This window comes from Paenibacillus sp. Soil724D2 (genome assembly GCF_001427935.1).
In the GTDB taxonomy this organism is placed as follows: Bacteria; Bacillota; Bacilli; order Paenibacillales; family NBRC-103111; genus Paenibacillus_E.
In genome coordinates this window covers 1-22322 of record NZ_LMRY01000024.1, presented here as the reverse complement: position 1 = coordinate 22322, position 22322 = coordinate 1, and the positions used below count along the sequence as shown (strand labels likewise).

The 22322-nt window shown below is 45.3% G+C and carries 23 protein-coding genes, 2 rRNA genes, 1 pseudogene, 1 riboswitch and 1 other annotated feature; of the genes and pseudogenes, 4 read left to right on the top strand and 22 right to left on the bottom strand.

Translation table 11 applies throughout. From position 1 onward, the window contains the following. Positions 1 to 3: 3 nt before the first annotated feature. The 8 genes and pseudogenes from purR to ASG85_RS20855 all read right to left on the bottom strand — a co-directional run bounded on the left by purR (position 4) and on the right by ASG85_RS20855 (position 7860). Positions 4 to 840, bottom strand: coding sequence for a pur operon repressor (purR, locus tag ASG85_RS20890; protein ID WP_029198001.1), 837 nt, complete (start codon positions 838 to 840; stop codon positions 4 to 6). A 198-nt stretch (positions 841 to 1038) separates the two neighbouring features. Then, positions 1039 to 1893 carry a 4-(cytidine 5'-diphospho)-2-C-methyl-D-erythritol kinase gene (gene ispE, locus ASG85_RS20885; RefSeq protein ID WP_057303819.1) on the bottom strand — a complete coding sequence of 285 codons (855 nt, stop codon included), beginning with the start codon at positions 1891 to 1893 and terminating at the stop codon, positions 1039 to 1041. 495 nt (positions 1894 to 2388) lie between these two features. Beyond that, positions 2389 to 2559 (bottom strand): annotated as a pseudogene (locus tag ASG85_RS20880) (small, acid-soluble spore protein, alpha/beta type); the annotation flags it as partial. A gap of 105 nt (positions 2560 to 2664) precedes the next feature. Then, complete coding sequence (gene veg / locus ASG85_RS20875; RefSeq protein WP_028557365.1) at positions 2665 to 2940, bottom strand: biofilm formation stimulator Veg; 276 nt, start codon at positions 2938 to 2940, stop codon at positions 2665 to 2667. Between the two features lie 297 nt (positions 2941 to 3237). Beyond that, entirely contained in the window at positions 3238 to 4110 is an 873-nt protein-coding gene (gene yabG / locus ASG85_RS20870; RefSeq protein ID WP_057303817.1) for a sporulation peptidase YabG, read from the bottom strand. 54 nt (positions 4111 to 4164) lie between these two features. After that, positions 4165 to 5073, bottom strand: coding sequence for a 16S rRNA (adenine(1518)-N(6)/adenine(1519)-N(6))-dimethyltransferase RsmA (gene rsmA / locus ASG85_RS20865; RefSeq protein WP_057303816.1), 909 nt, complete (start codon positions 5071 to 5073; stop codon positions 4165 to 4167). A 900-nt stretch (positions 5074 to 5973) separates the two neighbouring features. Next, the gene (gene rnmV, locus ASG85_RS20860; protein WP_057303815.1) at positions 5974 to 6516 is read right to left on the bottom strand and encodes a ribonuclease M5; all 543 of its coding nucleotides are present in this window, start codon (positions 6514 to 6516) and stop codon (positions 5974 to 5976) included. Between the two features lie 204 nt (positions 6517 to 6720). After that, the gene (locus ASG85_RS20855; RefSeq protein WP_057303814.1) at positions 6721 to 7860 is read right to left on the bottom strand and encodes a 3D domain-containing protein; all 1140 of its coding nucleotides are present in this window, start codon (positions 7858 to 7860) and stop codon (positions 6721 to 6723) included. 293 nt (positions 7861 to 8153) lie between these two features. Beyond that, positions 8154 to 8339, bottom strand: a riboswitch (cyclic di-AMP (ydaO/yuaA leader). Positions 8340 to 8621: 282 nt separating this feature from the next. Between ASG85_RS20855 and ASG85_RS20850 the strand changes: the two genes are divergently transcribed. Further along, positions 8622 to 9359: an ABC transporter ATP-binding protein gene (locus ASG85_RS20850; RefSeq protein WP_060647657.1), complete on the top strand. Its 738-nt coding sequence runs from the start codon at positions 8622 to 8624 to the stop codon at positions 9357 to 9359. Between the two features lie 2 nt (positions 9360 to 9361). Further along, positions 9362 to 10594 carry an ABC transporter permease gene (locus ASG85_RS20845; protein ID WP_057303812.1) on the top strand — a complete coding sequence of 411 codons (1233 nt, stop codon included), beginning with the start codon at positions 9362 to 9364 and terminating at the stop codon, positions 10592 to 10594. Here the strand turns inward: ASG85_RS20845 and ASG85_RS20840 are convergent. Then, positions 10580 to 11347: a TatD family hydrolase gene (locus ASG85_RS20840; RefSeq protein ID WP_060647656.1), complete on the bottom strand. Its 768-nt coding sequence runs from the start codon at positions 11345 to 11347 to the stop codon at positions 10580 to 10582. The genes ASG85_RS20845 and ASG85_RS20840 overlap by 15 nt on opposite strands. A 48-nt stretch (positions 11348 to 11395) precedes the next feature. Next, on the bottom strand, positions 11396 to 12673 hold the full coding sequence (locus ASG85_RS20835) for an HD domain-containing protein (protein WP_057303810.1): 1278 nt from the start codon (positions 12671 to 12673) through the stop codon (positions 11396 to 11398). Positions 12674 to 13042: 369 nt separating this feature from the next. On the opposite strand from ASG85_RS20835, the gene ASG85_RS20830 reads away from it, so the two are divergent. Continuing rightward, positions 13043 to 13297 (top strand): AbrB/MazE/SpoVT family DNA-binding domain-containing protein, encoded by a 255-nt coding sequence (locus tag ASG85_RS20830; RefSeq protein ID WP_028557356.1) that lies wholly within the window; start codon positions 13043 to 13045, stop codon positions 13295 to 13297. A 171-nt stretch (positions 13298 to 13468) separates the two neighbouring features. On the opposite strand, the gene rsmI is transcribed toward ASG85_RS20830, so the two are convergent. The 10 genes from rsmI to ASG85_RS20780 all read right to left on the bottom strand — a co-directional run bounded on the left by rsmI (position 13469) and on the right by ASG85_RS20780 (position 20903). Then, a complete protein-coding gene (rsmI, locus tag ASG85_RS20825; RefSeq protein ID WP_057303809.1) occupies positions 13469 to 14356 on the bottom strand; it encodes a 16S rRNA (cytidine(1402)-2'-O)-methyltransferase in 888 nt (295 codons plus the stop codon). A 51-nt stretch (positions 14357 to 14407) separates the two neighbouring features. Continuing rightward, positions 14408 to 15169: a tRNA1(Val) (adenine(37)-N6)-methyltransferase gene (locus ASG85_RS20820; RefSeq protein WP_057303808.1), complete on the bottom strand. Its 762-nt coding sequence runs from the start codon at positions 15167 to 15169 to the stop codon at positions 14408 to 14410. 81 nt (positions 15170 to 15250) lie between these two features. Beyond that, entirely contained in the window at positions 15251 to 15592 is a 342-nt protein-coding gene (gene yabA, locus ASG85_RS20815) for a DNA replication initiation control protein YabA (RefSeq protein WP_029198494.1), read from the bottom strand. 59 nt (positions 15593 to 15651) lie between these two features. Then, positions 15652 to 16455 carry a stage 0 sporulation family protein gene (locus ASG85_RS20810; protein ID WP_029198493.1) on the bottom strand — a complete coding sequence of 268 codons (804 nt, stop codon included), beginning with the start codon at positions 16453 to 16455 and terminating at the stop codon, positions 15652 to 15654. Position 16456: 1 nt separating this feature from the next. Then, on the bottom strand, positions 16457 to 17434 hold the full coding sequence (gene holB, locus ASG85_RS20805; RefSeq protein ID WP_060647655.1) for a DNA polymerase III subunit delta': 978 nt from the start codon (positions 17432 to 17434) through the stop codon (positions 16457 to 16459). A 111-nt stretch (positions 17435 to 17545) separates the two neighbouring features. After that, complete coding sequence (locus ASG85_RS20800) at positions 17546 to 17992, bottom strand: YaaR family protein (RefSeq protein WP_029198491.1); 447 nt, start codon at positions 17990 to 17992, stop codon at positions 17546 to 17548. A 27-nt stretch (positions 17993 to 18019) separates the two neighbouring features. Then, positions 18020 to 18349: a cyclic-di-AMP receptor gene (locus tag ASG85_RS20795; RefSeq protein ID WP_029198490.1), complete on the bottom strand. Its 330-nt coding sequence runs from the start codon at positions 18347 to 18349 to the stop codon at positions 18020 to 18022. A gap of 46 nt (positions 18350 to 18395) precedes the next feature. Beyond that, positions 18396 to 19055 carry a dTMP kinase gene (gene tmk, locus ASG85_RS20790; RefSeq protein ID WP_057303806.1) on the bottom strand — a complete coding sequence of 220 codons (660 nt, stop codon included), beginning with the start codon at positions 19053 to 19055 and terminating at the stop codon, positions 18396 to 18398. Positions 19056 to 19095: 40 nt separating this feature from the next. Continuing rightward, the gene (locus ASG85_RS20785) at positions 19096 to 20598 is read right to left on the bottom strand and encodes an aminotransferase class I/II-fold pyridoxal phosphate-dependent enzyme (RefSeq protein ID WP_060647654.1); all 1503 of its coding nucleotides are present in this window, start codon (positions 20596 to 20598) and stop codon (positions 19096 to 19098) included. Positions 20599 to 20702: 104 nt separating this feature from the next. After that, the gene (locus ASG85_RS20780) at positions 20703 to 20903 is read right to left on the bottom strand and encodes a sigma factor G inhibitor Gin (RefSeq protein WP_057303804.1); all 201 of its coding nucleotides are present in this window, start codon (positions 20901 to 20903) and stop codon (positions 20703 to 20705) included. Between the two features lie 135 nt (positions 20904 to 21038). Here ASG85_RS20780 and ASG85_RS20775 point away from each other — a divergent pair, with 135 nt between their 5' ends. After that, the gene (locus tag ASG85_RS20775; protein ID WP_057303803.1) at positions 21039 to 21566 is read left to right on the top strand and encodes a hypothetical protein; all 528 of its coding nucleotides are present in this window, start codon (positions 21039 to 21041) and stop codon (positions 21564 to 21566) included. A gap of 311 nt (positions 21567 to 21877) precedes the next feature. Here the strand turns inward: ASG85_RS20775 and rrf are convergent. Next, positions 21878 to 21994: ribosomal RNA gene (rrf, locus tag ASG85_RS20770) — 5S ribosomal RNA — on the bottom strand. A gap of 17 nt (positions 21995 to 22011) precedes the next feature. Further along, positions 22012 to 22093, bottom strand: a sequence feature (5S ribosomal RNA rRNA prediction is too short). A gap of 139 nt (positions 22094 to 22232) precedes the next feature. Continuing rightward, positions 22233 to 22322, bottom strand: a 23S ribosomal RNA gene (locus tag ASG85_RS20765); the annotation flags it as partial.

Below are 22322 nucleotides of genomic sequence, written 5' to 3'. Positions count from 1 at the left end.
GTTTTACGAATCTCCTTTTTTACTGTCAAAATAGTTGCCTGGCTCTACCGTGATTTGTTTCGTCTTGGAATCTACGCCGTATAAACGAGCAAGCGATACGTAGTGATCGACCAAATGCTCTTCAACCTCACAAGACTCCATGAATACACCAACCCCTTGAACCGAGGCTTTGAATTCCGCTAACAAATCCATCATACCGTGGATGGTACCTCCAACATGCATGAAATCATCAATGATAAGCACCTTTGACTCTTCTTTCAAAGCACGCCTAGCGAGTGACATCGTCTGGATCCGCTTGTTGGAACCTGAAACATAGTTGATGCTAACCGCTGACCCTTCCGTCACACGACTGTCCCTGCGGACAATCACAACAGGCAGATTCATATAAGTTGCCGTCGCATAAGCGAGTGGAATGCCTTTCGTTTCTACGGTCATAATTACATCAATATCACGACCAGCGAAAGCGGATGCAAATGTCTTGCCAATTTCATTCAAATATTGGGGCTGCCCCATAATATCTGACATATACAAATAACCGCCTGGAAGAATCCGTTCTGGCTGCTGCAGTTGTAAACAAAGGTTCTGTATAAATTTCAGTGATACTTCCTTAGGCACTTTTGGTGAAAACTTCACACCTCCAGCAGCCCCAGCAAGCGTATTCAGCTCGCCTAGTCCTTCTTCTTCAAATACTTCCTTGATGATCGCTAAATCTTCACTAATGGAGGATTTAGCAGAGTTGTAACGCTCGGCAAAAGTCGTTAAAGGGATTAACGAATGGGGGCGGAATAACAAATATTGCGTCATTTCCACCAGCCTAGCGCTCCTTTTCAACTTTTTCATCGCACTACCCCCAAAAATCCGAATATTATAATGAAAATATACCATTTTTATACGTATTTATTCAAGCTTCTCATGAAAATTATATTAACATCAACTTAACATCAATCTGACACAGTTTATGGAGTGGCTGGAATCATAGTCCACCTTCTATTCAATGAAAAAGAGCCCTTCGCGGGCCCTGCAACCGTCCTACTTCATCTACGTCAACATCCGCACTGCGTAAACGTCCTTACAAAATCCACGCAGTCCGTTATAAATGCGGGGCACTTTCGCTTCCTTGGATACAAGACCGAATACCGTCGGCCCGCTGCCCGACATCAACACACCATCCGCACCAAGCCTCTGCATGCATTCTTTGAGATGTCTCACCTCAGGATAAAGGTCCAGCGTCACTTCCTCAAGCACATTGCCGAGGCTTCCGCAAAGCTGATCGAATCGCTTCTCCCGAATCGCGTTTAGCACACCTTCCGTCGAAGGATGATGCTTAATCTCCCGAGCATTCAGCTTCCCGTAAATCTCCGATGTGGACACATTGATAGGCGGCTTCGCAAGTACGACCCAGCACTGAGGCGGCGAAACGATCGCTTCCAGCTTCTCTCCACGTCCTCTAGCGACAGCCGTCCCTCCCGTTACACAAAAGGGTACATCCGAGCCAAGCTCCGCTCCAAGCACCTGCAGCTCTTCCATAGGGATGTTTAAGTTCCAGAGCCGATTCAAACCTCTAAGTGTAGCTGCCGCATCGCTGCTGCCCCCTGCTAGACCCGCTGCTACGGGGATCTGCTTGTCCAAGTGGATGTACACACCCTGTTTGACGTCGTATCGATCTTTGATAAGGCGTGCCGCCTGAAAGGCTAAGTTCTTCTCATCGAGCGGAATATAACCCGCCTGACTGGAAATGATGATGGTGTCCCGCGAAAGCTCCTGCATTTCGATCCGATCTGCTAGATCTACCATTGTCATGACCATCTCAACTTCATGGTAACCGTCCGATCTTTTATGTAAAACATCAAGGGATAAATTGATTTTAGCCGGTGCTTTTTCAAAAATCTTCATCAGATCACCTTCTTTTGCTCGTTTGCCGTTAAAATATTATAACAAAAGCGCAAAAAAAAAGCTAAAGCATTCGCTTTAGCTGTAGAAGGGACGCTGTCCCGCTTGCGTTTCTTCCTGCGATCCAGTAATTATTTGATTGAAAACCGCTGCATTAGGTTGTATTGGATTAGAAGATCTATAGGTATTTACATTGGTCGTATTCGGTGTGTAGGCAGCAGGTGTATAGGAAGATTGCGTTTGCTGCGTTCCACTGTATACGTTCTGATTAAAGCTTGATTGAGGCTGCGAATAGGGTTGTTGGGAAGATACAGATTGATAGTTGGACTGATTATAATTCGACGGATTGTAGTTAGACGGATTGGAAGAAGTTTGACTGTAGTTAGTTTGACTGTAGTTAGTTTGATTGAAGGTAGGCTGACTATAGTTAGGTTGAATGTTACTTTGCTGACTGTTCGCTGATTGCGTCTGGTTGACGGTAGAAGCCGCAGGGTTATACTGTTTCACCAGCTGTTCCTGAGCAATTTGGATCGCACGCTTCACCATGTTCCCTGCATCCTTCGTTCGGATGCCCTCCCAACCCTCACGCTGCACCACATCATAAAACCCTAGATCTTTGGCTAATTCATATTTAAAGCTTTCGGACATGATCCCTCTTCTGCGACTCATAATTGGAACCTCCTTGGAGTTTTGCTATAGTATGCCCAACCCGATAAGGTCCATTCAAATGCAAAAACAGACCCTCTGGGTCTGCTCATATAGGAATGCATTAAGCTAATGTTGGATGTAGGTGATACGAACCTGTCCATCGTCATTACACACGGTAACTTCAACGGATTCAGTAAGGATATCGGCGTAGCTGTACGACACTCGTTTAAAGGCGTGGGATTCTTGATCTAATTTCACAATAAACACAGAAGGGTAGGTTTCTTCTAAAACACCAGAACGCTCGACAGTCTTTCGACGGCCACCATTCGCTCTTAACATGATCTTCTGCCCAACGTGGGGCTCCAAACTGCGTTTGATCTCCAACAGCGCATTTTTTGCCATTGTCAACTACCACCTCTTTCCTAGTTAATTATAACCCATTCAGACAGGCATGTCAAACGAGGTCAAATATTATATCAGCACCACATTCCTGTTGTCAACGGCATTTTTGCTGAATTTTCGAAATCTCCCTCTTACAGGTTGTCTCCAAAGTTCGCAAATTATTCACACTTTTCCACTAAAAAAAGAACACTTACCCAGTCAGCCCTCTCCAAGGAGTCGAATGACAGGTAAGTGTTGATATTGTATACCCTATGTTTTGTCGGTCCATGTTGTTTTTTACATGTATCATAGGAATATTTAAGCATGATCTTCCGTATGTTGAATACCCGGAACCCCCATGCGATAGCTGCCTCTCGTCTCAACCCCACCTAATCCTTCTAAGCCTGTCACCGTCAAGTCAACGATATCAAGCATGGAAATGGTTTCCTTCACGGAAGTATATGACAGTTTAGCCGCGATACAAAGCGGATCTAAGGCATGAATGAGGATACGAGCAGGAGAACTCGCAAAATTAGCTCCAGCCCTCAGTAAGGCCTCAAAATGAGACTGACAAGCACCAGCCACAATAATCATGGAGTCCCGATTACGCTCATACTGTCTGGCGATCTGTACAGCGTTTACGAAGTTTTGTGAATTCTTATAGCTGGAAAGGTTGCTTGGACCTCCACCCTTGCGCTGCTTAAGTATTCCGTCATGACCGGTAATAACAACAATGTCCGGCTTAATTTGTGGAAGCAGCCTGTGAAGAGCATCCGCCATTTGTGCTTCAGGAATATAAAACCCCTCGGCAGGCACACGCAATTCCCCATAGATTTGCATACTTTTACGTAAGTAAGTAGGATCACCATCAAGGTGCAGCACTTTGCCAGGCACTTCGAAGTAGCTTTTATCGGTATTTTGTTTATGGTTTATTGAGAGTTGGTTTTTCTCTTGCAGCTGCAACTGGGATACCGCCAGACGCCGGAGCGACTCCCGAAATTCGGGTGAACTCGATCGCGGATGATCCATGACATCCGTCGGATTTGAAATGGTCAAATCCACTAAAGGCGCATCCGCGAGCAGCCTATAATCCACACCGCGCAGGATAGCCTTCAGCTGCTCTATGCGCTCAATCTTAAACATGACGTCGCCGCCATAGGATTTACGGGTAACAAAGTCTCCTTGCCTCATAGCACAATCCCCTCCTAGGGGTATCCTATGGCGGGACTAGGCATTTGGTGCGGGTTATTTGCAGCCGTGCGCGAGAAGAGCCGACGACAAGCGCGCGAATTCTTCCATACTGAGCGTTTCGCCGCGACGCGAAGGCTCTATGTTAATGCCGAGCAGCAGAGCTTCCAGCTCAGGCTTATTTTCTTTGGTGAAGAACCGCGCTGCTAGGTTGTTGTAAAGGGTTTTGCGCCGCTGGACGAAGGACGCCTGAACAACGGCGAAGAAGAAGTCCACGTCCGCCACCTCGACCGGCGGGGTTTTGCGCACACGCAGCCGGATCACGGCGGAGTCGACGTTCGGCTGCGGCACGAAGACGGTGCGCGGCACGATTGTGACAAGCTCCGGCTCGCAGTGGAACTGCACGGCAATGCTGAGGCTGCCGTAATCTTTGGTGCCCGGGCGAGCCGCCATGCGGTCGGCCACCTCTTTTTGAATCATCACGACGATGTTCTCCAAGGGAAGCTTCTCTTCGAGAAGCTTCATGATGATCGGTGTCGTGATGTAGTAGGGCAGGTTGGCGACGACACTGACGCCGTCCATGCCCTCGAAGTGCTGCCGGAACAATTCCGGCAGGTCGGTCTTCAAAATGTCCCCATGGACGACTGTAGCGTGGGGATAGGGCTCCAGCGTCTCGGCCAGAATGGGCAGCAGACGCTGATCGATCTCGACGGCCAAGACACGGCCAGCGAGCTTGGCCAGCTGCTGCGTGAGCGCCCCAATGCCGGGGCCGATCTCAAGCGCAGCCTTGTTTGGCCCGAGCTCAGCAGCCATGACAATCTTGCTTAGGATATTTTGGTCAATCAAAAAGTTTTGACCCAAGCTCTTTTTGAGCACCAGACCATTTCTCTTAATAATTTGTTTCGTTTTACTCGGTGTAGCTACGTCATCTGCTGTTACAATCACTTCATTGTTGGGTATATTCATGATATAGACCTCATTATCTATAGGTTCTGAATTTCATATTCATTATCTTTCATATGCGCCTTCAAACCCTGCGCCAAATCTCATGAAATTTATTTCTACAATGGAATCTTACTGGAAGTTCGGTATGCATAGTCATATAATCTCATGAGAGTTTACTGATAAATACATACTTTCAGTTGGATAATGTTGCAGGAAGGAGACTGTCAATTCACTCGCTCTACATTCTTAAATCGGGATCATTCGTCATCTATGCTCAATTGAGGTTGCTGGACAAATAAATCCATATTGGCGGTTGAATGATGTTGTAGAAAGTGCAACAATTGTTGCCTAAATCTCGCCTTTCTCCTTTTGTTGTTGTATCATGTACAACAATTTGGTCCTATACAGGCCATATCGCACCAAATGGGTTCAAAATGTTGTACAAACTACAACTTCAAGTTGAAAATAGCCTTTGTACGTGTGAATTGTTGTAGAAAATACAACATTCGCAACCACTCCATCTACCCTTACAAAAGCTGAATGACTCTAAAATCTAATTTTGGAGTTATACCTACCAGTTGTGAGTAGAGCACAATGAATCAACAGTCTCGAAGTGCAACAATTGCTGCTCAAATTCCGTCTTTACTATTACATCTTGCTTAATATATATAACCCTTGGGACTAAATCCAGACTTTTTTCCAAAAATGGGTCAAAAATATTGTAAGAACTACCACTTCAACTTTGATATAGCCAATTGGAATGCGATGTTGTAGAAACTACAACAATGGCAACTACTGGAGTCCATCTACGTTCATAAAGTTGCTAAACGACTCTACGATATTTATCGTTTTCTAATCAACGCCTTTGTAAACCCTCAATACGTGGTGACAAGTGAATACTTACGCATTGTTTTCAACTCTTTACTTATCAACTTCCAAATGCTCCAAAGCCGCCTCAAATTCCTCACGCGAGATTTGAAACATTGCACAGCGCTTATAAAACTGCTTGCCATTGCAATAGCCAATTCCTAATGCTTTACCCACAATCAGCCGGCGAGAAGCCGCCTCAGCATGAACAATCAAACCTGCGGCCATGAGATCCTCCATGGTCAGCTGTGAAACCGCACCATCATATTCCGTGCGAAGGCTCTGTAGGGCCTGACGGATCGTTTCAGGCGTCGCATTCTCGACGCCGATATCCCCCTTGTACTCGGCCTGCTCCTGCGTAATGAAGGCATGCTTGCAGCCAGGCACCTTGGCTGCTACAATCTTCCGAATCCGTTCACCTGCGTGGTCCGGATCCGTGAATATAATAACGCCTCTTCGCTGCTGCGCAAGTGCAATACGCTTTAGTACGGCTTGTCCAATTGCAGAGCCGCCTGTTTCAATCGTATCCGCCTCTACCGCTCGGCGAATAGCAGCTGTATCGTCCTTGCCTTCGACGACAATTACTTCTTTGATCATAAGCAGTTCCCTTCCCAGTACCAAGGATAAACGACTCCGTCGTCCTTCTGGGACGAGCGCGTTTGTCAAGGTTGAGCTAAAGTATAGAGCTTATACTTTCATATTCAACGCAGAAAAAGAAGAGGGGTCCCCTCTTCTTTCGCCCAAGTTGTTACTTGGCAACGTATATATGACATTCTTCCCGCTGAAACTGACGTTTACACGTTAATTTTCAGATGGCTTTTTCGGTCCTACCACATACACGGTGTACCCTTGCTTCGTTCCGAATTTATTGGCATAACCATGATCTTCAAAGAAGACATCAATCATTTGACCTTTCACACCGCTGCCAATGTCTTCAGCCCGGCGGAAGCCAATGCCCTCGATGTAAACCCACCATCCTAGGGGGATAACTTTAGGATCAACAGCTATTGTTCTGCCTTCTGTCACGGTAGTTCCTGTATAGGTTTTACCGAAACCAGGAGTTCCTTCGGATTTACCTGTAGATGCCACGTCTGCCGAATAGGCAGTCAACTTCACATTCTTCAGGATTTGTTTGTACCCAAATGTTACACCATTCTTCGAAACCTCATCCACACTAGGTGATGAAGACGAGAGAACAACAACAGGGTTTTTCGTGCCCACGGACACGACTTTATTAATACTTTCTGTTTGTACTTCTTCACCCACAACTGCTTCCGCGACTAAAACACCATCTTCGAAAGTCTTTTCTTTCTTCTTCAAGAGTACGCCCTCTTTACCTTCTTGGACGACTTGCTCTTTGCCTTTGAGCAGCGATGCGTCGCTCTTCTTTTCCGTATCGAACGCAATCGGCTCAGTTACTTCCTCCGTCTCTTTTTTCACACGGACGATTTTGATTTCATCGCCTGAGCTCAGAGCGGCTGTCGGTTCGGGAGATAAACGATCGTGCTCCCCAAGTGCAATATGTAAACGTTGCAATGCACTTTCTACCGTTCTTGCAGTTGTGTAAACAGTGGTGGTCTTTCCATCAGCAGTCAATTGAATCGGTGAGGCATGTTCGATGACAATTTTGTCTCCACCCTTGATTGTTGTCGTTGGTGCAGTAGAAATTTCATCGTGTTCACCAATCTTTATGGCTTGTTCATCCAGTAGGCGTTGCAGGACCCATTGCTTCGTTTGCACAACAGTTTCTTGTCCATTCACAACCACGGATACGCTCTTGGTAGCCGTACCGTACAACAACACCAAAAACATGAAAGTCATTGCGATTGAAATTATGGCTAGACTTAAAATCAAACGCAAGTTTTCATGCTTCCATCGCAATGCGAAGGACATGCTGGATGATCGTTTTACATGGGTCTCGCTAATAGAGATACTGCCCACTTCTTCGGTCCTCCTTCAAAGCCTCGCCGCCAGGTTACAGCATGATTAGATTTGACGCGACTAAGGTTTTTTAGTTTAACTTAACGTGTTCGCCATCAGCAGTACGGTGCTATACCGCTGCCTTCTGGTCGTCCCACACCAGTTTGCCTATTCAACATTCATATGAATTCCGGGCAATTTTTAGTCGTCCGAAATGTGTATAGCCCTTTATGAAGACAAAAAGCCAGCAAGAAGAGGACTCTTCTCGCTGGCTTAGTTGGTATAATAAAATACACAAATAGCACGCACGACAATCGTTACCTCTCTTACGCTTACGAGGTTAGCTGACGGATTCGGACGTGAGAGTCGCCCTACTAAGAGCATACGAAGTATACTCAAAGATTCACCCCTGTTACTCACTCTGTTCACTCAAGAAGCATGCTTCTTCAGCTTACAGTGGTTCCCCCGTTCCCATAAATGGAACTCAGCGAATGGAAAAATGGCAAATTGGTTATTAAGTTATTATGAAAAGTATATTACGCTGTTAATCTTAACCTGTAAAGGGATTAACACCTACTAAAAAGGGCTAAATCAACTAAAATTCGCTTAAATGAACAATAAAACAGCTTTATATCTACTTATATCTCACTTTCACGTACGTATACTAACTCTTTTCAACTTTCCACCCCTAAACTAGGCTTAAATTACAAATTTGTTTATAATGATCGTATAGGAAAGTGATTCATAAATACCAATAATTTGCTAATCAGGGAGGCAATGAGATGGGCTCCATTCTACAAGTTGACTCTTTATACGGGGGATATTTACCAAAAAAACCTGTTCTTCATGACCTAACCTTTTCTATCCGTCAAGGTGAAATGATGGGACTCATCGGACTTAATGGTGCGGGTAAAAGTACGACAATCAAAAACATTCTCGGCCTTCTTCAACCGCAAAAAGGATCGATTCGAATCAACGGACTCACTTTAGCTGAAAATCCTTTGTCCTATCGCGCAACTTACGCTTATGTACCCGAAAGTCCTGAGCTCTACGAAGAGCTTACGATCCGAGAACACCTTGAGCTAACCGCTATGGCCTACGGTTTGTCGAAGGACGACTATTTGGCTCGATCTAGCTCCCTTTTGGAGCAGTTTCAAATGAAGGACAAGCTGAACAGCTTCGCCAGCCATTTATCCAAAGGAATGAAACAGAAAGTCATGATTATGAACGCATTTCTGATCGAACCCTCGTTATATATTATCGATGAACCCTTTCTCGGCCTTGACCCTTTAGCGATCCGTTCCTTATTAGAATTAATGGTCAAAATGAAACATAAAGGAGCATCATTCCTCATCTCATCGCATATTTTGTCAACCATTGAAAAATATTGCGATAACTACGTTGTCCTTCATCGAGGTCGCATGGTTGCGCAGGGTGATTTAGTCGAATTACGCGGGCAAACCGAACTTCCGGGAGCGTCACTAGACGACATTTTCTATAAGCTCGTACAAGGGGATTAGTTATGAGAAATATGGACATCAACACCCATACCTTATGGCAGCAAAGATTCGAACATTATATGAAGGAATCCATGGGCTATTGGCAATACGCAGCGCGTAGTAATTTCATCGGTCTCGTGTTGTTTCTTGTCATCATTTCTTCCTATTATTATGCAAAAATACTACAGCGTCTTCCGACAGATTATCCTTATCTGTGGATCGTGCTTCTGCTGCTCGTTCCGATTCTATCTTCAAGCCCCATTCGTACATTGGTAAGGAAAGCAGACCGCATGTTTTTGTTACGGATCGAACATCAAATGGGCGCTTATTTCCGAAGCGGATTCATGTACAGTTTGACATTGCAAGCTTTTTGGACATTTATTGCTTGGGTTATTTTATGGCCGCTTTATCATCACTGTCTGGGCGCTTCAGAGCAGCATTTCTTATTAATGCTTGCACTACTTCTTCTATTAAAGCTAGCTAATTTATTAGCTAGCTGGCAGGAGAGCCGATTTGCTCACGAGCGTGCCAGATTAGCTTCGGTTAGCTTTCGCTGGATTGCAACAACTGCTCTCATATCGCTGCAATTTCTAACCAGCATTTTATGGGCAAGCGGCGCGGCGCTGCTTCTCATTTTCGTATGGTTAGCAGCTGTTCATTTCGTATCTAAATACGTCATCGGCTGGGACTACTTGATCACCAAGGAAAGTCAGCAGCAAGCTCGGCTTTATGCCTTTTTCAGCTGGTTCGTGGATGTGCCTCAAATGGGAACGCGAATAGCCCGCCGAAGTTGGATCAGCGGGCTTACACGGTTCATACCTTTTAGACAAGATGCTTCCTATTTATATCTATATATGAAGACATTGCAGCGTACGGAGCTGTTCGCTATCGTACTGCGTATCACCTTGTTAGGGGTGCTCGCTATAGCCGTTTCAAGCAGCGGTACTGCAAGGAGTTTAATCTTCATGATTTCACTTGTGATTTCCCTTGTTCAGTTATCGTCGCTCGAACGCGCCCACCGCTATACGTTCTGGCTCGAGATGTACCCACTCAATCAGAATTCGAAGGCCGGCTCATTGGCCATTATCATTTGGTCAGTCTTGTTGCTTGAGCTATGTATCTTGACGATTCCTCTTATGATTCGCTCTTCACCCATCTATCTGCTCGTTCCACTCATCAGTCTCATCTTCATTTCTTTCAGCTGCGGTATTGTACTTCGCCGTAGGTTCGAGAAAAATGCCTTACTTGAGACCTAGCAATCGAATGGCATTGTTTGTTGTTATTTCCGCAATCTCTTCCAAAGTCATACCTCGAATTTCCGCGGCCATCTCAGCTACCAAGCGAACATAACCGGTTTCATTTCGCTTGCCGCGGAAAGGATGGGGGGTCAAGTAAGGAGCATCGGTCTCAATTAATATACGATCTAGCGGAACTTGCGCCAGTACTTCCTTCGGTTGCCTAGCGTTCTTAAATGTAACTGGACCTCCAAAAGAAATATGAAAATTCATATCCAGACACTGCTTCGCTGTCTCCCAGCTTCCAGAGAAGCAGTGCATGATTCCCCCCACTTCCTCGGCCTTCTCTTCTTTTAAAATGTGCAAAATATCATGATGGGCATCTCGATTATGTACGACAATGGGCATCCCTAATTTACGCGCTAGACGAATTTGCTCCCGGAATACCCGCTGCTGTACATCCTTCGGTGACTTATCCCAATAGTAATCTAGTCCAATTTCTCCGATGGCAACAACTTTCTCATGCTTGCACAGCTCTTCAATCCATTCTAAGTCGCCAGGCATCATATCAATTGCATCAACAGGATGCCAACCTACGGTAGAATAAATGAAATCGTACCTCTCAGCGAGGGCAATCGAACTGGGTATGGTCTCCCGGTTGAAGCCTACATTCACTATTCTTGTCACTCCGGCGTCCAGCGCTCGCCCAATCACTTCATCTTGATCTTCATTAAATTGTTCAGCATTTAAATGTGTGTGTGAATCCGTTAGCATCTTCGTTCTCCCTTAAGTTGTAATATTCTGCTTCACTTATTTTTCTAGTTAATCTTGCTCGCCAAGCAGTGCCCATAAATCAGGATAATTGGTTGCGTTCAACCGTTCCAACAGCTCCTCCGGATAATACACATGATGCTTACCCATTTGGAATCCACTGATGGACTGAACAATCTCAGATCGATGCGTAATCTCCGTTAAGGTCTCCTTATGATCCAGCAGAAAAATCGGCAAGTTATCGTCCGTTTCCCCCGGTCTATACACGTCATAGGATTGATTCGATGGAAAGTCAATTTCCATGTAATAGGTAGGATCGAATCCGACCTCGGCCATCACTTTTTCCATCAGCTTAATCTGACGTTGATTAGATTCATCAAAGGTGCTGTATTTGTACAACTTACGATCCAAAAACCGTTTACACATATCACCTAAAATAGGATCTTTCTCATTACTCCAGAAAGTTAGCATCGTCTGCATAACAGACTCATCCAATAGTAAATAATCTTCCAGCGTAATTTTATTCTGAATCAGATGCAAAATAGGCTCAACCATAAAACCAAACGTATAATTTTCTTCGTATAAATGTTTAGCCCGCGCAAAAACTTTGTGCAGCAAAATTTCCGCACTACGTGTCACGGGATGGAAATACACCTGCCAATACATTTGATAGCGAGACATTAAATAGTCTTCTACGGCATGCATTCCGCTTTCTTTAACAACAATATGCCCCTTATAGGGCCTAATAACACGAAGAATCCGCTCCAGATCAAACGTGCCATAATTTACACCAGTGAAATAGGCGTCGCGCAGTAAATAGTCCATGCGATCTGCATCCAACTGGCTGGATACAAGGCTAACCACAATTTCTTCACTATACGATTTACAAATAACCCCTGCCACTTTTTTCGGAAAATCGGGTGACACTCGACTGAGGATTTTATTCACTTCCGTATCTCCAAGGACAATTCTGCATGACCAGTCTTCATGTCTCGTTCCGAAAGCTTTTTCAATGGAGTGCGAGAAGGGTCCGTGACCCAGATCATGGAGCAAGGCCGCACAAAGGCAGAGCAGACGTTCCTCTTGAGGCCAATCCTCATAGTGATTGCGTTCGAATTGTGAAATAATTTTCCGAGTGATTTCATAGACACCTAGTGAATGAGAGAATCTACTATGCTCAGCACCATGAAAAGTTAAATAAGAAGTTCCTAACTGCCTTATGCGGCGCAGTCTCTGAAACTCTCGCGTATTAATTAAATCCCAAATCGTATTATCCTGCACGTAAATATATTTATGAACCGGATCTTTAAAAACCTTCTCTTCCTTCATTCATTCACAACCTCTCTTTAGCAAATTTAAATAATTTCGACAATTCTCTTTGTCACTTCGACACAATTGTCGCATTATGTCGAAATACTTATTCCAATTTCTCTGTCTTACTTGGAGACCCTTTATCTTCTTAATTTTGAGCTTTTTAAGGAGGTCACACGTAATATATGGCTTACATTCCCTTATTCTACTTGGTTTTTATCATATTTTAAACAGAAACAATATTAAAAATTTTTTTGAATTATAACCTCAAATAGACGAAAATATGGTTGACTATTTTGGGAATCGTTGGTATCATTAGGCAAGAAGATATGTCGAAACATGACGATATTGATAAATTTTTGATAAAATCGAAAGGGGTTTATATATATGATGAAATCTACGGGAATTGTAAGAAAAGTTGACGAATTGGGTCGCGTTGTTATTCCAATCGAGTTGCGCCGCACGCTGGGAATTGGTGAGAAAGACGCTTTGGAGATTTATGTAGACGGCGAGCGCATCATGTTGAAGAAATATGAGCCTGCTTGTATCTTCTGTGGAAACGCTGAAAACGTATCCTACTTCAAAGGAAAAATTGTTTGTCATATTTGTTTAGCAGAAATGCCAACACCTGTGACAAAATAAGAAAAGTAGTATATAATAGAAGTAGCACTTATCCTATTGGTAATTCTAACCTTTTTCATATCTCCTCTAATCTCTAATTTGTTGGCTTCGGCCACGGATTAGAGATCTTTTTTTGTCCGGGAGAACGATATAGCGGCGAGTGCGGCGGGAACGCCGCACTTCCCGCGCGCTTTAGCGCTCGAGTAGTGCATTGTACACATCACGCTTGGAAAGTCCGCGGTCGCTCGCGACCAACTTCAGTGCATCCTTGCGATCGCTCCCGCTTTGCTCGTAGTGCTCAACATGCTCGCCCAGTGTCATCGCCTCCCACCAGCCATCGGCTGCTTCGCGGGCTGCCTTCTCCGATGTGCCTTCGGCGATCACGCAGTACTCGCCCTGCGGCGGGTACTGCTCTAAATGCGCGAGGCACTCTGCGATGGTGCCCCGCAGGAACTCTTCGTACCGCTTCGTCAGCTCGCGGGCGAGACACACCCGACGCTCCGCCCCCCACACTTCCGCCATGCGGGTAAGTGTTTTCTCTACACGGTGCGGCGATTCATAGAACAGCAGCGTATCCTGCGTATGCTGCAGCCCTTCAAGCACCTTCGTCTGATCCTTTTTCTCCCTGGGGAGAAAACCGACGAAGCAGAAACGCTCTGTCGGCAAGCCTGATGCAATCAGCGCCGACAGAGCCGCATTCGCGCCGGGGATAGGCACCACCGGCACGCTCTGCTCTACGGCCATCCTCACCAGGTCGTAACCTGGATCGGAGATGGCCGGCAGCCCTGCATCGCTGACCAGCGCGATGCTCTGCCCTTCAAGCAGCAAGCGGACGAGTTCGGGTCCGCTTGCTTGCTTGTTGTGTTCGTGATAGCTGACGAGTCGCGTAGCGACCTCGAAGTGCGTCAGCAGCTTGCGCGTTTGCCGCGTGTCCTCAGCGGCAATCATGCTCACTTCCTTCAGGGTGCGAATCGCACGGAAGGTCATATCTTCTAGGTTGCCTATCGGTGTGGCAACCAGGTACAGCGTGCCTACGCCGCTCCCATCCTCACGATAGCTCTTTTGCACATTCAAGCTCACTGTTATGTCCCTCTTCACTTTTTTATGATTATGCTTACGAAGCCAGTTTTCTTACGAAAACTCTAAGGAGCTTCTGCCCCCGTAGTAAATTTCTTTCAGCTCTCTACAGTACTCTTGATTGTCGTCATAAACAATAAGCGGCGGTAAAGTACGGATTTCTGGCTTTCCATCCTTCATTCCCTCGACCAACACCATCATCGCCTCTTCACCAGCACGTGCGTGCACATAGCGAATGCGCTTCGGTTCAAGTCGATACTGCCTCATTAAGCAGCAGATATCAATTAAACGAGTAGCCCTGTGGACCATCGCTACTTTACCGCCAGCCTTCACCAGCTTTGCGCTTGCCGCAATGACATCTTCTAAGTTGCAATATATTTCATGACGAGCCGCAGCAAAATGCTCATTGGCGTTCTGCTCACCATTAGGCACAGGCAGATAGGGAGGATTCACCGTAACGACATCAAATTGGCCATGTCCTAAGGTTTCGTGAATGGTTTTCAGATCTCCCTGGAGCATATGCAGCCGGTCTTCCAATCCATTAATCTCGCTATTACGAACTGCCATATCCGCGAGCCGTTCTTGAATTTCAACGCCCCAAATCTCAGCTCGTGTCCGCGTTGTTAAGAGCAAAGGGATGACCCCATTGCCCGTACATAAATCAATCATGCGCCCCTTGGGAGCCACACTGCAGAACCGACCTAACAGGACGGCATCTAGCGAAAAGCTGAACACTTCATCACTCTGTATAATTTTCAAATCATACGTCAATAAATCATCAATTCGTTCGGTAGGTCTTAACTGTACTTGCTTCATACGTATTCTCCGTCATTTCCTCTCTAGTCTGCACTTTATGGAAAAAAACCGTAAGGCATACACCCCTACGGTCAAAATCACTTATTTATTTAAAAAGGATAAGCAAAACAAACAATCTCCCTCGGTCCGAAGGTGTCCATAATATACATTGCATATATGAAAACCTTCATTATACAAGCGAGTCAAATTATCATAACCTGCTCCAGGTAACGGAAGAGGTTCCTCCGCCTCTCCAACTGGCTGCTCGACAATGGTTTCCTCTTGTCTGATCAGTTTGCGGAGCTGCTGATTTTCTATGCTTAATCTCTTATTTTCTTCGATGAGGTTAATAATTTGTTTCTTTAAGGCACCCAACTCGGCATAAGTGGCACCCATTCGTTCTTCGATCCCATCTATTTGTCCAAAAATATCTTGTTTATCCACGCTTTCACCTCTAGTGCCATGCATGCTTACTGGCCAGCGCCTCCTTGGATACTTTGCCTCTATTCTTGTTCAACTACATCATCGAAAGGTAAATCAAGTGCTTTTCCAAGGTCAAACAATTGAACCTTTGCTGTACGTTCTTTGATATTCAATCCGAGTACCTTACCATTACCAAAAGAAGTGATTACTTGTCTACCTACGGTTGGCAGTGAATCCTTCGCGCTCTCGTAGTTATCATGTTCATATTTCAAACAACACATTAACCGTCCGCATAATCCCGAAATCTTGGTTGGGTTAAGCGATAAGTTCTGGTCTTTCGCCATCTTAATGGATACGGGTTCGAAATCACCTAAGAACGAGGAACAGCATAGAATTCGCCCACACGGACCTATACCTCCAAGCATCTTCGCTTCATCCCGTACACCAATTTGACGCAGCTCGATTCTGGTCCGGAAAATACTCGCCAAATCCTTCACGAGCTCCCGGAAATCAACGCGCCCTTCTGCCGTAAAATAAAAAATAATTTTATTGCGATCAAAGGTATACTCTACGTCCACGAGCTTCATCTTAAGACTATGGTCTTTAATTTTCTCGTGGCATGTTTGAAACGCATCTTTGGCCGCTTTCTTATTTTCTTCAACCAAATCAGCATCCGAGTCATCCGCAATGCGAATCACCTTTTTGAGAGGAAGAACGACGTCATTTTCTTTGACAGTCTTCTTTCCAACGACAACTTTGCCGTATTCCACTCCGCGAGCGGTTTCAACAATAACGGCACTTTCTTTCTCAATTGGCAAATCAATCGGATCAAAATAATATATTTTACCCGCCTTCTTAAAGCGGACGCCAACTACCGAATACATCTTACACCCCCTGCATCTCCACGAGCATTTTCTCTATAACCAGCTGAGAATTGGCGTTGAAACGCAGTCGTTTTTGTAAATCTACGGCTTGCTCCATCATACGCACCCATACTGAGACATCCCGGCTGAACGCGAGGGAGCTCATCCAGTCCAGCTGATCATTATAAACAAGCTTATCTCTGCGCTCCAGGCGCAACTGCACCATATCTTTAAACCAGAGAATCAACAAGTCGAAAAGACTCGACATATGATCCGCTAGCTCCGTTTTCACAATCCGTTGCTGTACCGTAATCATGGAAGTAGGGAAACGTGTGAGCGTCTCCTTAGCTAATTGTAACACTACGGTTCTCATTTCTGCAAACCAATTCGCAGCTATTAAATCCCTAGCCGCTTGCAATCCTGCCGTTAAATGTGCGGCGGGCTGAACAAGCGATGCGGCATGACCCTCTTGCAAAAGCGTCAAGACCATTTGCTCACGCGGCATTGGCGTGAAATTAATCCACTGCGCCCGCGATTGAATCGTCGGCAGCAGCGCATTGCCATTCTCAGTTATGAGAATCGCGACCACACGAGAGGTCGGCTCTTCTAGAAACTTCAACAAACTATTAGCAGCCTGTACCGTCATTTTATCTGCATGATACAGGATATAAATTTTGGTTCCGGAGGCTGTAGCGCGGTAAGCAAACTCCTTTTGCAGCTCACGAATCTGCTCGATCTTAATCGAAGCTCCATCTGGTGTAACGATGTGTAGATCCGGATGATTACGATGCTCAACCTTACGACATTCCAAACATTCACCGCATGCCTCTTCAGTCCCGTGCTGGCAGTAGATAGCTTTAGCCAAAGCTATGGCCATCTCCGAGCGTCCAGTTCCTACAGGCCCACTAAATATATACGCATGAGACAGCTTGTCTTGCCGCAGCCCGTTCTGCAGAAGCTGCTTAGCCGCTGCTTGCCCCGGTATGGCTTGAAAGGACATTAGAAATACGCTCCATCCCGAGGATAAACGGCTACACTGTCCTTCCAGGACGAGTGTGTTTACCCAGAAATATTAACATCATATACCGTTAAACAACTATTTTCTTATATTTTAAAATAGTAAGTTAATCAGCATCCCTCGGATTTCTCCGATTTTATGCAAAATTTCAATTCGACCTTGCTCATTTTCCAGCAATTCATCTGCTAATGAAAGCAGTTCTAGATCGATTTCTTCCAAAAGCTTATATCGCTTCGAACGGCCGCGGCGATCCCAGCCCTTCGTATCTCTTAAATTGACACCACGGCGAGCGGTTTCTTCTAGAAACTGTTTAATCAGCAGTTTGTACTGCAGAAGCTCTCTCACCGTCATTGCCCGCGACAGACGATCGCCCTGCAGCGTAATTTGCTGCACCATCTTGGATAATTGCTCCTGCGTAAATTTCTCATCCTGCTGCTGCATAATGTCAGAGAAATTCCGGGGGGCCATCTGTGGCGGCGGGACGTTCTCATTCACTTTGACGTTCTTACCGATGGGCTGCCACCCCGGATTAATTTTCAAGACGCATCCATCCTTGTGTATGTCTGATTAGTAATGCTCGAAGCGCTCTACCGGCAATACGAAAACCGCGGCTCCACCCACTTGAACTTCCACAGGGAATGGAATATAGGAATCCGTCGTTCCTCCCATTGGAGAAACCGGTGTAACAAGCTGTTCCCGAATTTTGCAATTGGTGCGAATAACCTGCATGACCTCTTGCACCCTCTCATCTTCCGTACCAATCATAAAAGTCGTGTTTCCCGCACGTAAAAATCCACCGGTACTTGCCAGCTTCGTGGCGCGAAACCCTTCTTTTATTAAAGCATTAGAGAGACGGTTACTGTCCTTATCTTGTACAACGGCAACGACTAGTTTCATGGGTGATTCCTCCCTTTTATTATAAACTAAGAATGGATTTTCTGCTTTAACAGGAAATATGTTCCTCCAGCAATTGATTACAATCCGTCCGTATATCTTTTGCAATCTCATCTTCGCTACGGTTTGCATTAACAACTCGCACCCGTTCAGGATGATCAGCTGCAATCTGATGAAAACCTTCCCGTACCCGGCTGTGATAATCTACGTTTTTCTGTTCAATGCGATCCAATTGTTGGGCATTCACGCCCGTGCCCGATGCTCTATGGTGAAGTCTTGCCAAGCTTACTTCCACTGGCACATCTAAGATGTATGTCCGGGTTGCTTGCAGTCCTGAACTGGCATAACGCGAGATGGCTTTTACCATATCTACATCTACGCCAAGCCCGTAAGCTTGATAAGCAACACTTGCATCAATGAAGCGATCACATAGCACTATTCGGCCAGCTGCGAGTGCCGGAAGAATTAACTGATGCACATGCTGTGCTCTGGATGATGCGTAAAGCAAAACTTCCGCTTGATCCACCATCTCCTTGTTCACAGGGTCAAGAATAATACTGCGGATTTGATCACTGATTGCCGTTCCGCCCGGTTCTCTCGTAACGAGGACGTCATGTCCTTGTTTCTTAAGCTCCTCAGCCAATTTCTTCAGCTGTGTTGTTTTCCCAGCGCCGTCCGGCCCTTCAAACGTTATAAATATTCCGTTCACGCTTCCTCCTGCATGCTGCTTTACCAGATCATAGAATGGTTTATGTGTATATCTTTAGCTTTTGTGTCTGCCCAAATTCGGTTCCTTGAAACTTGATTCCGTTTGCGGCCAATTGCAATAAGGCTTCGGCCACAGAAGCCGAAATGATTTCGCCAGGGTATAAATAGGGAATTCCCGGTGGATAAGGGATTACCATATCCGCAGAACGCTTCCCGACCGCTCCCTGAACACTTACCTGACTAAACGCGCTGTCTCGTGATGCTTTGGAGATATCTCTCATATCAAAGGCAACAGGAGAAGAGATTGGAGTATAGTAGGGTAATTTAAGTATATTCGAGATTGGCGCTTGAAGTTCCTTCTTTTGTATAGGAACGTCTAAACAAATGTTAGTTAACGCTTGGACAACTCTTAACATATCCGCTCTGGTGGAAGCTGGTGTGAATACAAGAAGCACTTGACGCCCATCCGTCATTTCGACAAAGCAGCCTTGGGCTTCCAACCTTTCTTTGAGTTCGGTTCCAGAAATCGTATTCGTCCCATCATAGATCGCTATTTTAAATGGATCTTCAGTTTGAACCTCTTGACTCTGATTTCCCGAAAACTCTCGTGGGTGATAACCGAATGCGGTAAGTTCATCAAGCAGCGACCTGAACTCTTTTACAACAACAAGTCCCTGTTCTAGCCAGTCTCTGCCTTCCGTATGCATTCGCTTTCTCGCCAAATCTAGTGACGCCATAATTGGATAAGAGGGACTTGAGCTCTGCAGCATAGCAAGCAGCCGTTGAATAGCCCTTCGGTCTATCCGAGGTCCTTGGACGTGCAGCATAGCCCCCATGGTCATTGCAGTAAGCATCTTGTGTGTGGATTGTACCACAGCATCAGCCCCTTGCGATAAAGCGGAAGCTGGCATCTCATGATGAAATCCATAGTGCGCACCGTGCGCTTCATCCACCAGCAGCAGCTTCCCATGTTCATGCATCAATTCAGCGAAAGGCTTGAGATTAACACCTATGCCGTAATAATTCGGGTTTGTTAGAAAAATCCCCTTAGCCTCTGGATACAACACAAGCGCTTGCTTTACATCTTCGATATATAGACTTGTGGCCACACCTGTTTCCGGATGTATAGCAGGAGCTATGAACACCGCCTTGGCACCGGCCAGCATAAGCCCATGAATGACCGACTTATGTACATTCCTCTGCACAAGGATGATATCATCTTTCTCACATACAGCTGAAATCATGGCCAAATTACCAACCGTACTCCCACCAATCAGAAAATACGTTTCCTCTGCGCCAAAGCAATCTGCCGCTAGCTGCTCGGCCTCACGAATAACACCCTCTGCATTATGTAAATCATCTAGACCTGTAATTTCTGTAAAATCGACAGACATCACCGTCTTAAGGAAGCCTGTCCCTTCATCTAGCAAGCCTTGTCCGGATTTATGACCAGGTACATGAAAACTTGCAGGGTTCTTATCGTGATGGGCGACCATTGCTTCAAAAAGCGGCGTACGTGCCTGTTTTGAATGTTGGCTGCTCATGTTGACATGACTCCTTGAGCTCCTTGAGCTTTCTATTTTATACCCTTATAGTAGTGGATTGACGCTAAAAAAACAAAAAAAGCTTCCATAAGAAGCTTCTCCCATTAATTCATGTATTGTTTTGAATTGCCTATATAGAAAGCTTTCTTCATCTGCCTCACGAAAAATGGATATTTCTGATCATTTACATTCGTTTTGACCATTTCACTGCTGCACTCATCGCAGATAAAGGCCATAATAATATGAATTCCGCCAACCCGCTGCTGCTCGCAAATCATACATACCCCTATTCGGTTCTCCTCCATATGATCACCCCACGATCTTTTACTATTAGTATATCCGAATCGCAATTCTCCTAAACTAGCTAAACACTCATATTTTGGAAGTCATGTGCCGATATAGACTTATATCAGGTTAACCGCCTTGCGGAGGTCATCAGCATGTCTACTAAACAGGAAGCAAATCTTTCCAAACAATCTACCATTTACAGCTATACTCTAATGAAGCGAATATATCATTCCTTGTATAAAATAATTGTTTATTTTATGCTGCTGGTACTAGCGGTTTTTTACAAATTTGACCCTACAAACTGGCTGCCGCTCTTAGTCAGCTATCCGCTTCTTCTTATCTTTCACTCTTTGCTCATCCGGATCTATTTTCAGTTCACAATTGGAATGGCTATGAGGGGCTGGTCTTACCGTTGGGGGCTCTTTTGGTGTGGATTCTTACCAGAGGGAAATGCCTCCATACGACTGGTATCCAGAATACAGCTGACTTTATTTTGGATTGGCCTTGCTATGATTACACTTCTTTACCCTTGGATACCTGACAAATGGTTAATCCATCTTACGATTTTTCATGTTTGGATGCTCATGCCGCGGCTGTGGATGCTTTTCCGATTTCGCCCTTACCGCAAAGCTGGATTGATTAAGATCACAGGTAAGGACACGTCTTGCTACATGCAGTAGTGTTCTTGAAATGGAATAAGAGCTTATAGGGGCTCTTATTTGTTGTAAAAAGTGATCGATAGTGGAATAGCGGTCTTTAGGAGCTTCTATTTTGTTGATAACCGTTTGAATCCCGCTATTTCTTTGAAAATAGAAGCCTTTAGCGTATGCTATTTGCTTAATTTTGCCAAAAAGCAATGGAATAGAAGCCTTTAGGGACTCCTATTCCGGAGTTTGCTAGACAAATGAGATTTAGTTATTCTAGCCTTACTCGATCGGTACAAATAGAAAAAAACCTTACTAGGATTTCTCCTTGTAAGGTTTTTTCGTGTGCTTGGCAACGTTCTACTCTCCCAGAACCCTGCGGTTCAAGTACCATCGACGCTGGAGGGCTTAACGGTCGTGTTCGAGATGGGAACGCGTGGGTCCCCTCCGCCATCATCACCAAACNCCCAGAACCCTGCGGTTCAAGTACCATCGACGCTGGAGGGCTTAACGGTCGTGTTCGAGATGGGAACGCGTGGGTCCCCTCCGCCATCATCACCAAACGGGATGCTTCTGCCAGGAAACATCGAAAAACTGTTCAGGCTGTCTTGCACCCTGAAAACTAGATACGAAACTTGCGTAAAGTTAGAATTTTAGGTTTCAAGCTGAGAGACTTTAATCTACGATTAAAGATCCCTATATTAGGTTAAGCCCTCGACCGATTAGTATTCGTCAGCTGCATGCATTGCTGCACTTCCACCTCGAACCTATCAACCTCGTCGTCTACAAGGG

What these genes read in the sequence shown, in the direction of transcription:
- ispE (WP_057303819.1), bottom strand. Translation starts at nt 1,893, where the DNA reads ATGAAGATTTTTGAAAAAGCACCGGCTAAAATCAATTTATCCCTTGAT.
- ASG85_RS20850 (WP_060647657.1), top strand. Translation starts at nt 8,622, where the DNA reads ATGGGCTCCATTCTACAAGTTGACTCTTTATACGGGGGATATTTACCA.
- purR (WP_029198001.1), bottom strand. Translation starts at nt 840, where the DNA reads ATGAAAAAGTTGAAAAGGAGCGCTAGGCTGGTGGAAATGACGCAATAT.
- ASG85_RS20785 (WP_060647654.1), bottom strand. Translation starts at nt 20,598, where the DNA reads ATGAGCAGCCAACATTCAAAACAGGCACGTACGCCGCTTTTTGAAGCA.
- ASG85_RS20820 (WP_057303808.1), bottom strand. Translation starts at nt 15,169, where the DNA reads ATGAAGCAAGTACAGTTAAGACCTACCGAACGAATTGATGATTTATTG.
- rsmA (WP_057303816.1), bottom strand. Translation starts at nt 5,073, where the DNA reads ATGAATATACCCAACAATGAAGTGATTGTAACAGCAGATGACGTAGCT.
- veg (WP_028557365.1), bottom strand. Translation starts at nt 2,940, where the DNA reads ATGGCAAAAAATGCGCTGTTGGAGATCAAACGCAGTTTGGAGCCCCAC.
- ASG85_RS20810 (WP_029198493.1), bottom strand. Translation starts at nt 16,455, where the DNA reads ATGTATTCGGTAGTTGGCGTCCGCTTTAAGAAGGCGGGTAAAATATAT.
- ASG85_RS20840 (WP_060647656.1), bottom strand. Translation starts at nt 11,347, where the DNA reads ATGCTAACGGATTCACACACACATTTAAATGCTGAACAATTTAATGAA.
- ASG85_RS20830 (WP_028557356.1), top strand. Translation starts at nt 13,043, where the DNA reads ATGATGAAATCTACGGGAATTGTAAGAAAAGTTGACGAATTGGGTCGC.
- ASG85_RS20835 (WP_057303810.1), bottom strand. Translation starts at nt 12,673, where the DNA reads ATGAAGGAAGAGAAGGTTTTTAAAGATCCGGTTCATAAATATATTTAC.
- ASG85_RS20795 (WP_029198490.1), bottom strand. Translation starts at nt 18,349, where the DNA reads ATGAAACTAGTCGTTGCCGTTGTACAAGATAAGGACAGTAACCGTCTC.
- holB (WP_060647655.1), bottom strand. Translation starts at nt 17,434, where the DNA reads ATGTCCTTTCAAGCCATACCGGGGCAAGCAGCGGCTAAGCAGCTTCTG.
- yabG (WP_057303817.1), bottom strand. Translation starts at nt 4,110, where the DNA reads ATGAGGCAAGGAGACTTTGTTACCCGTAAATCCTATGGCGGCGACGTC.
- ASG85_RS20775 (WP_057303803.1), top strand. Translation starts at nt 21,039, where the DNA reads ATGTCTACTAAACAGGAAGCAAATCTTTCCAAACAATCTACCATTTAC.
- rnmV (WP_057303815.1), bottom strand. Translation starts at nt 6,516, where the DNA reads ATGATCAAAGAAGTAATTGTCGTCGAAGGCAAGGACGATACAGCTGCT.
- ASG85_RS20780 (WP_057303804.1), bottom strand. Translation starts at nt 20,903, where the DNA reads ATGGAGGAGAACCGAATAGGGGTATGTATGATTTGCGAGCAGCAGCGG.
- ASG85_RS20845 (WP_057303812.1), top strand. Translation starts at nt 9,362, where the DNA reads ATGAGAAATATGGACATCAACACCCATACCTTATGGCAGCAAAGATTC.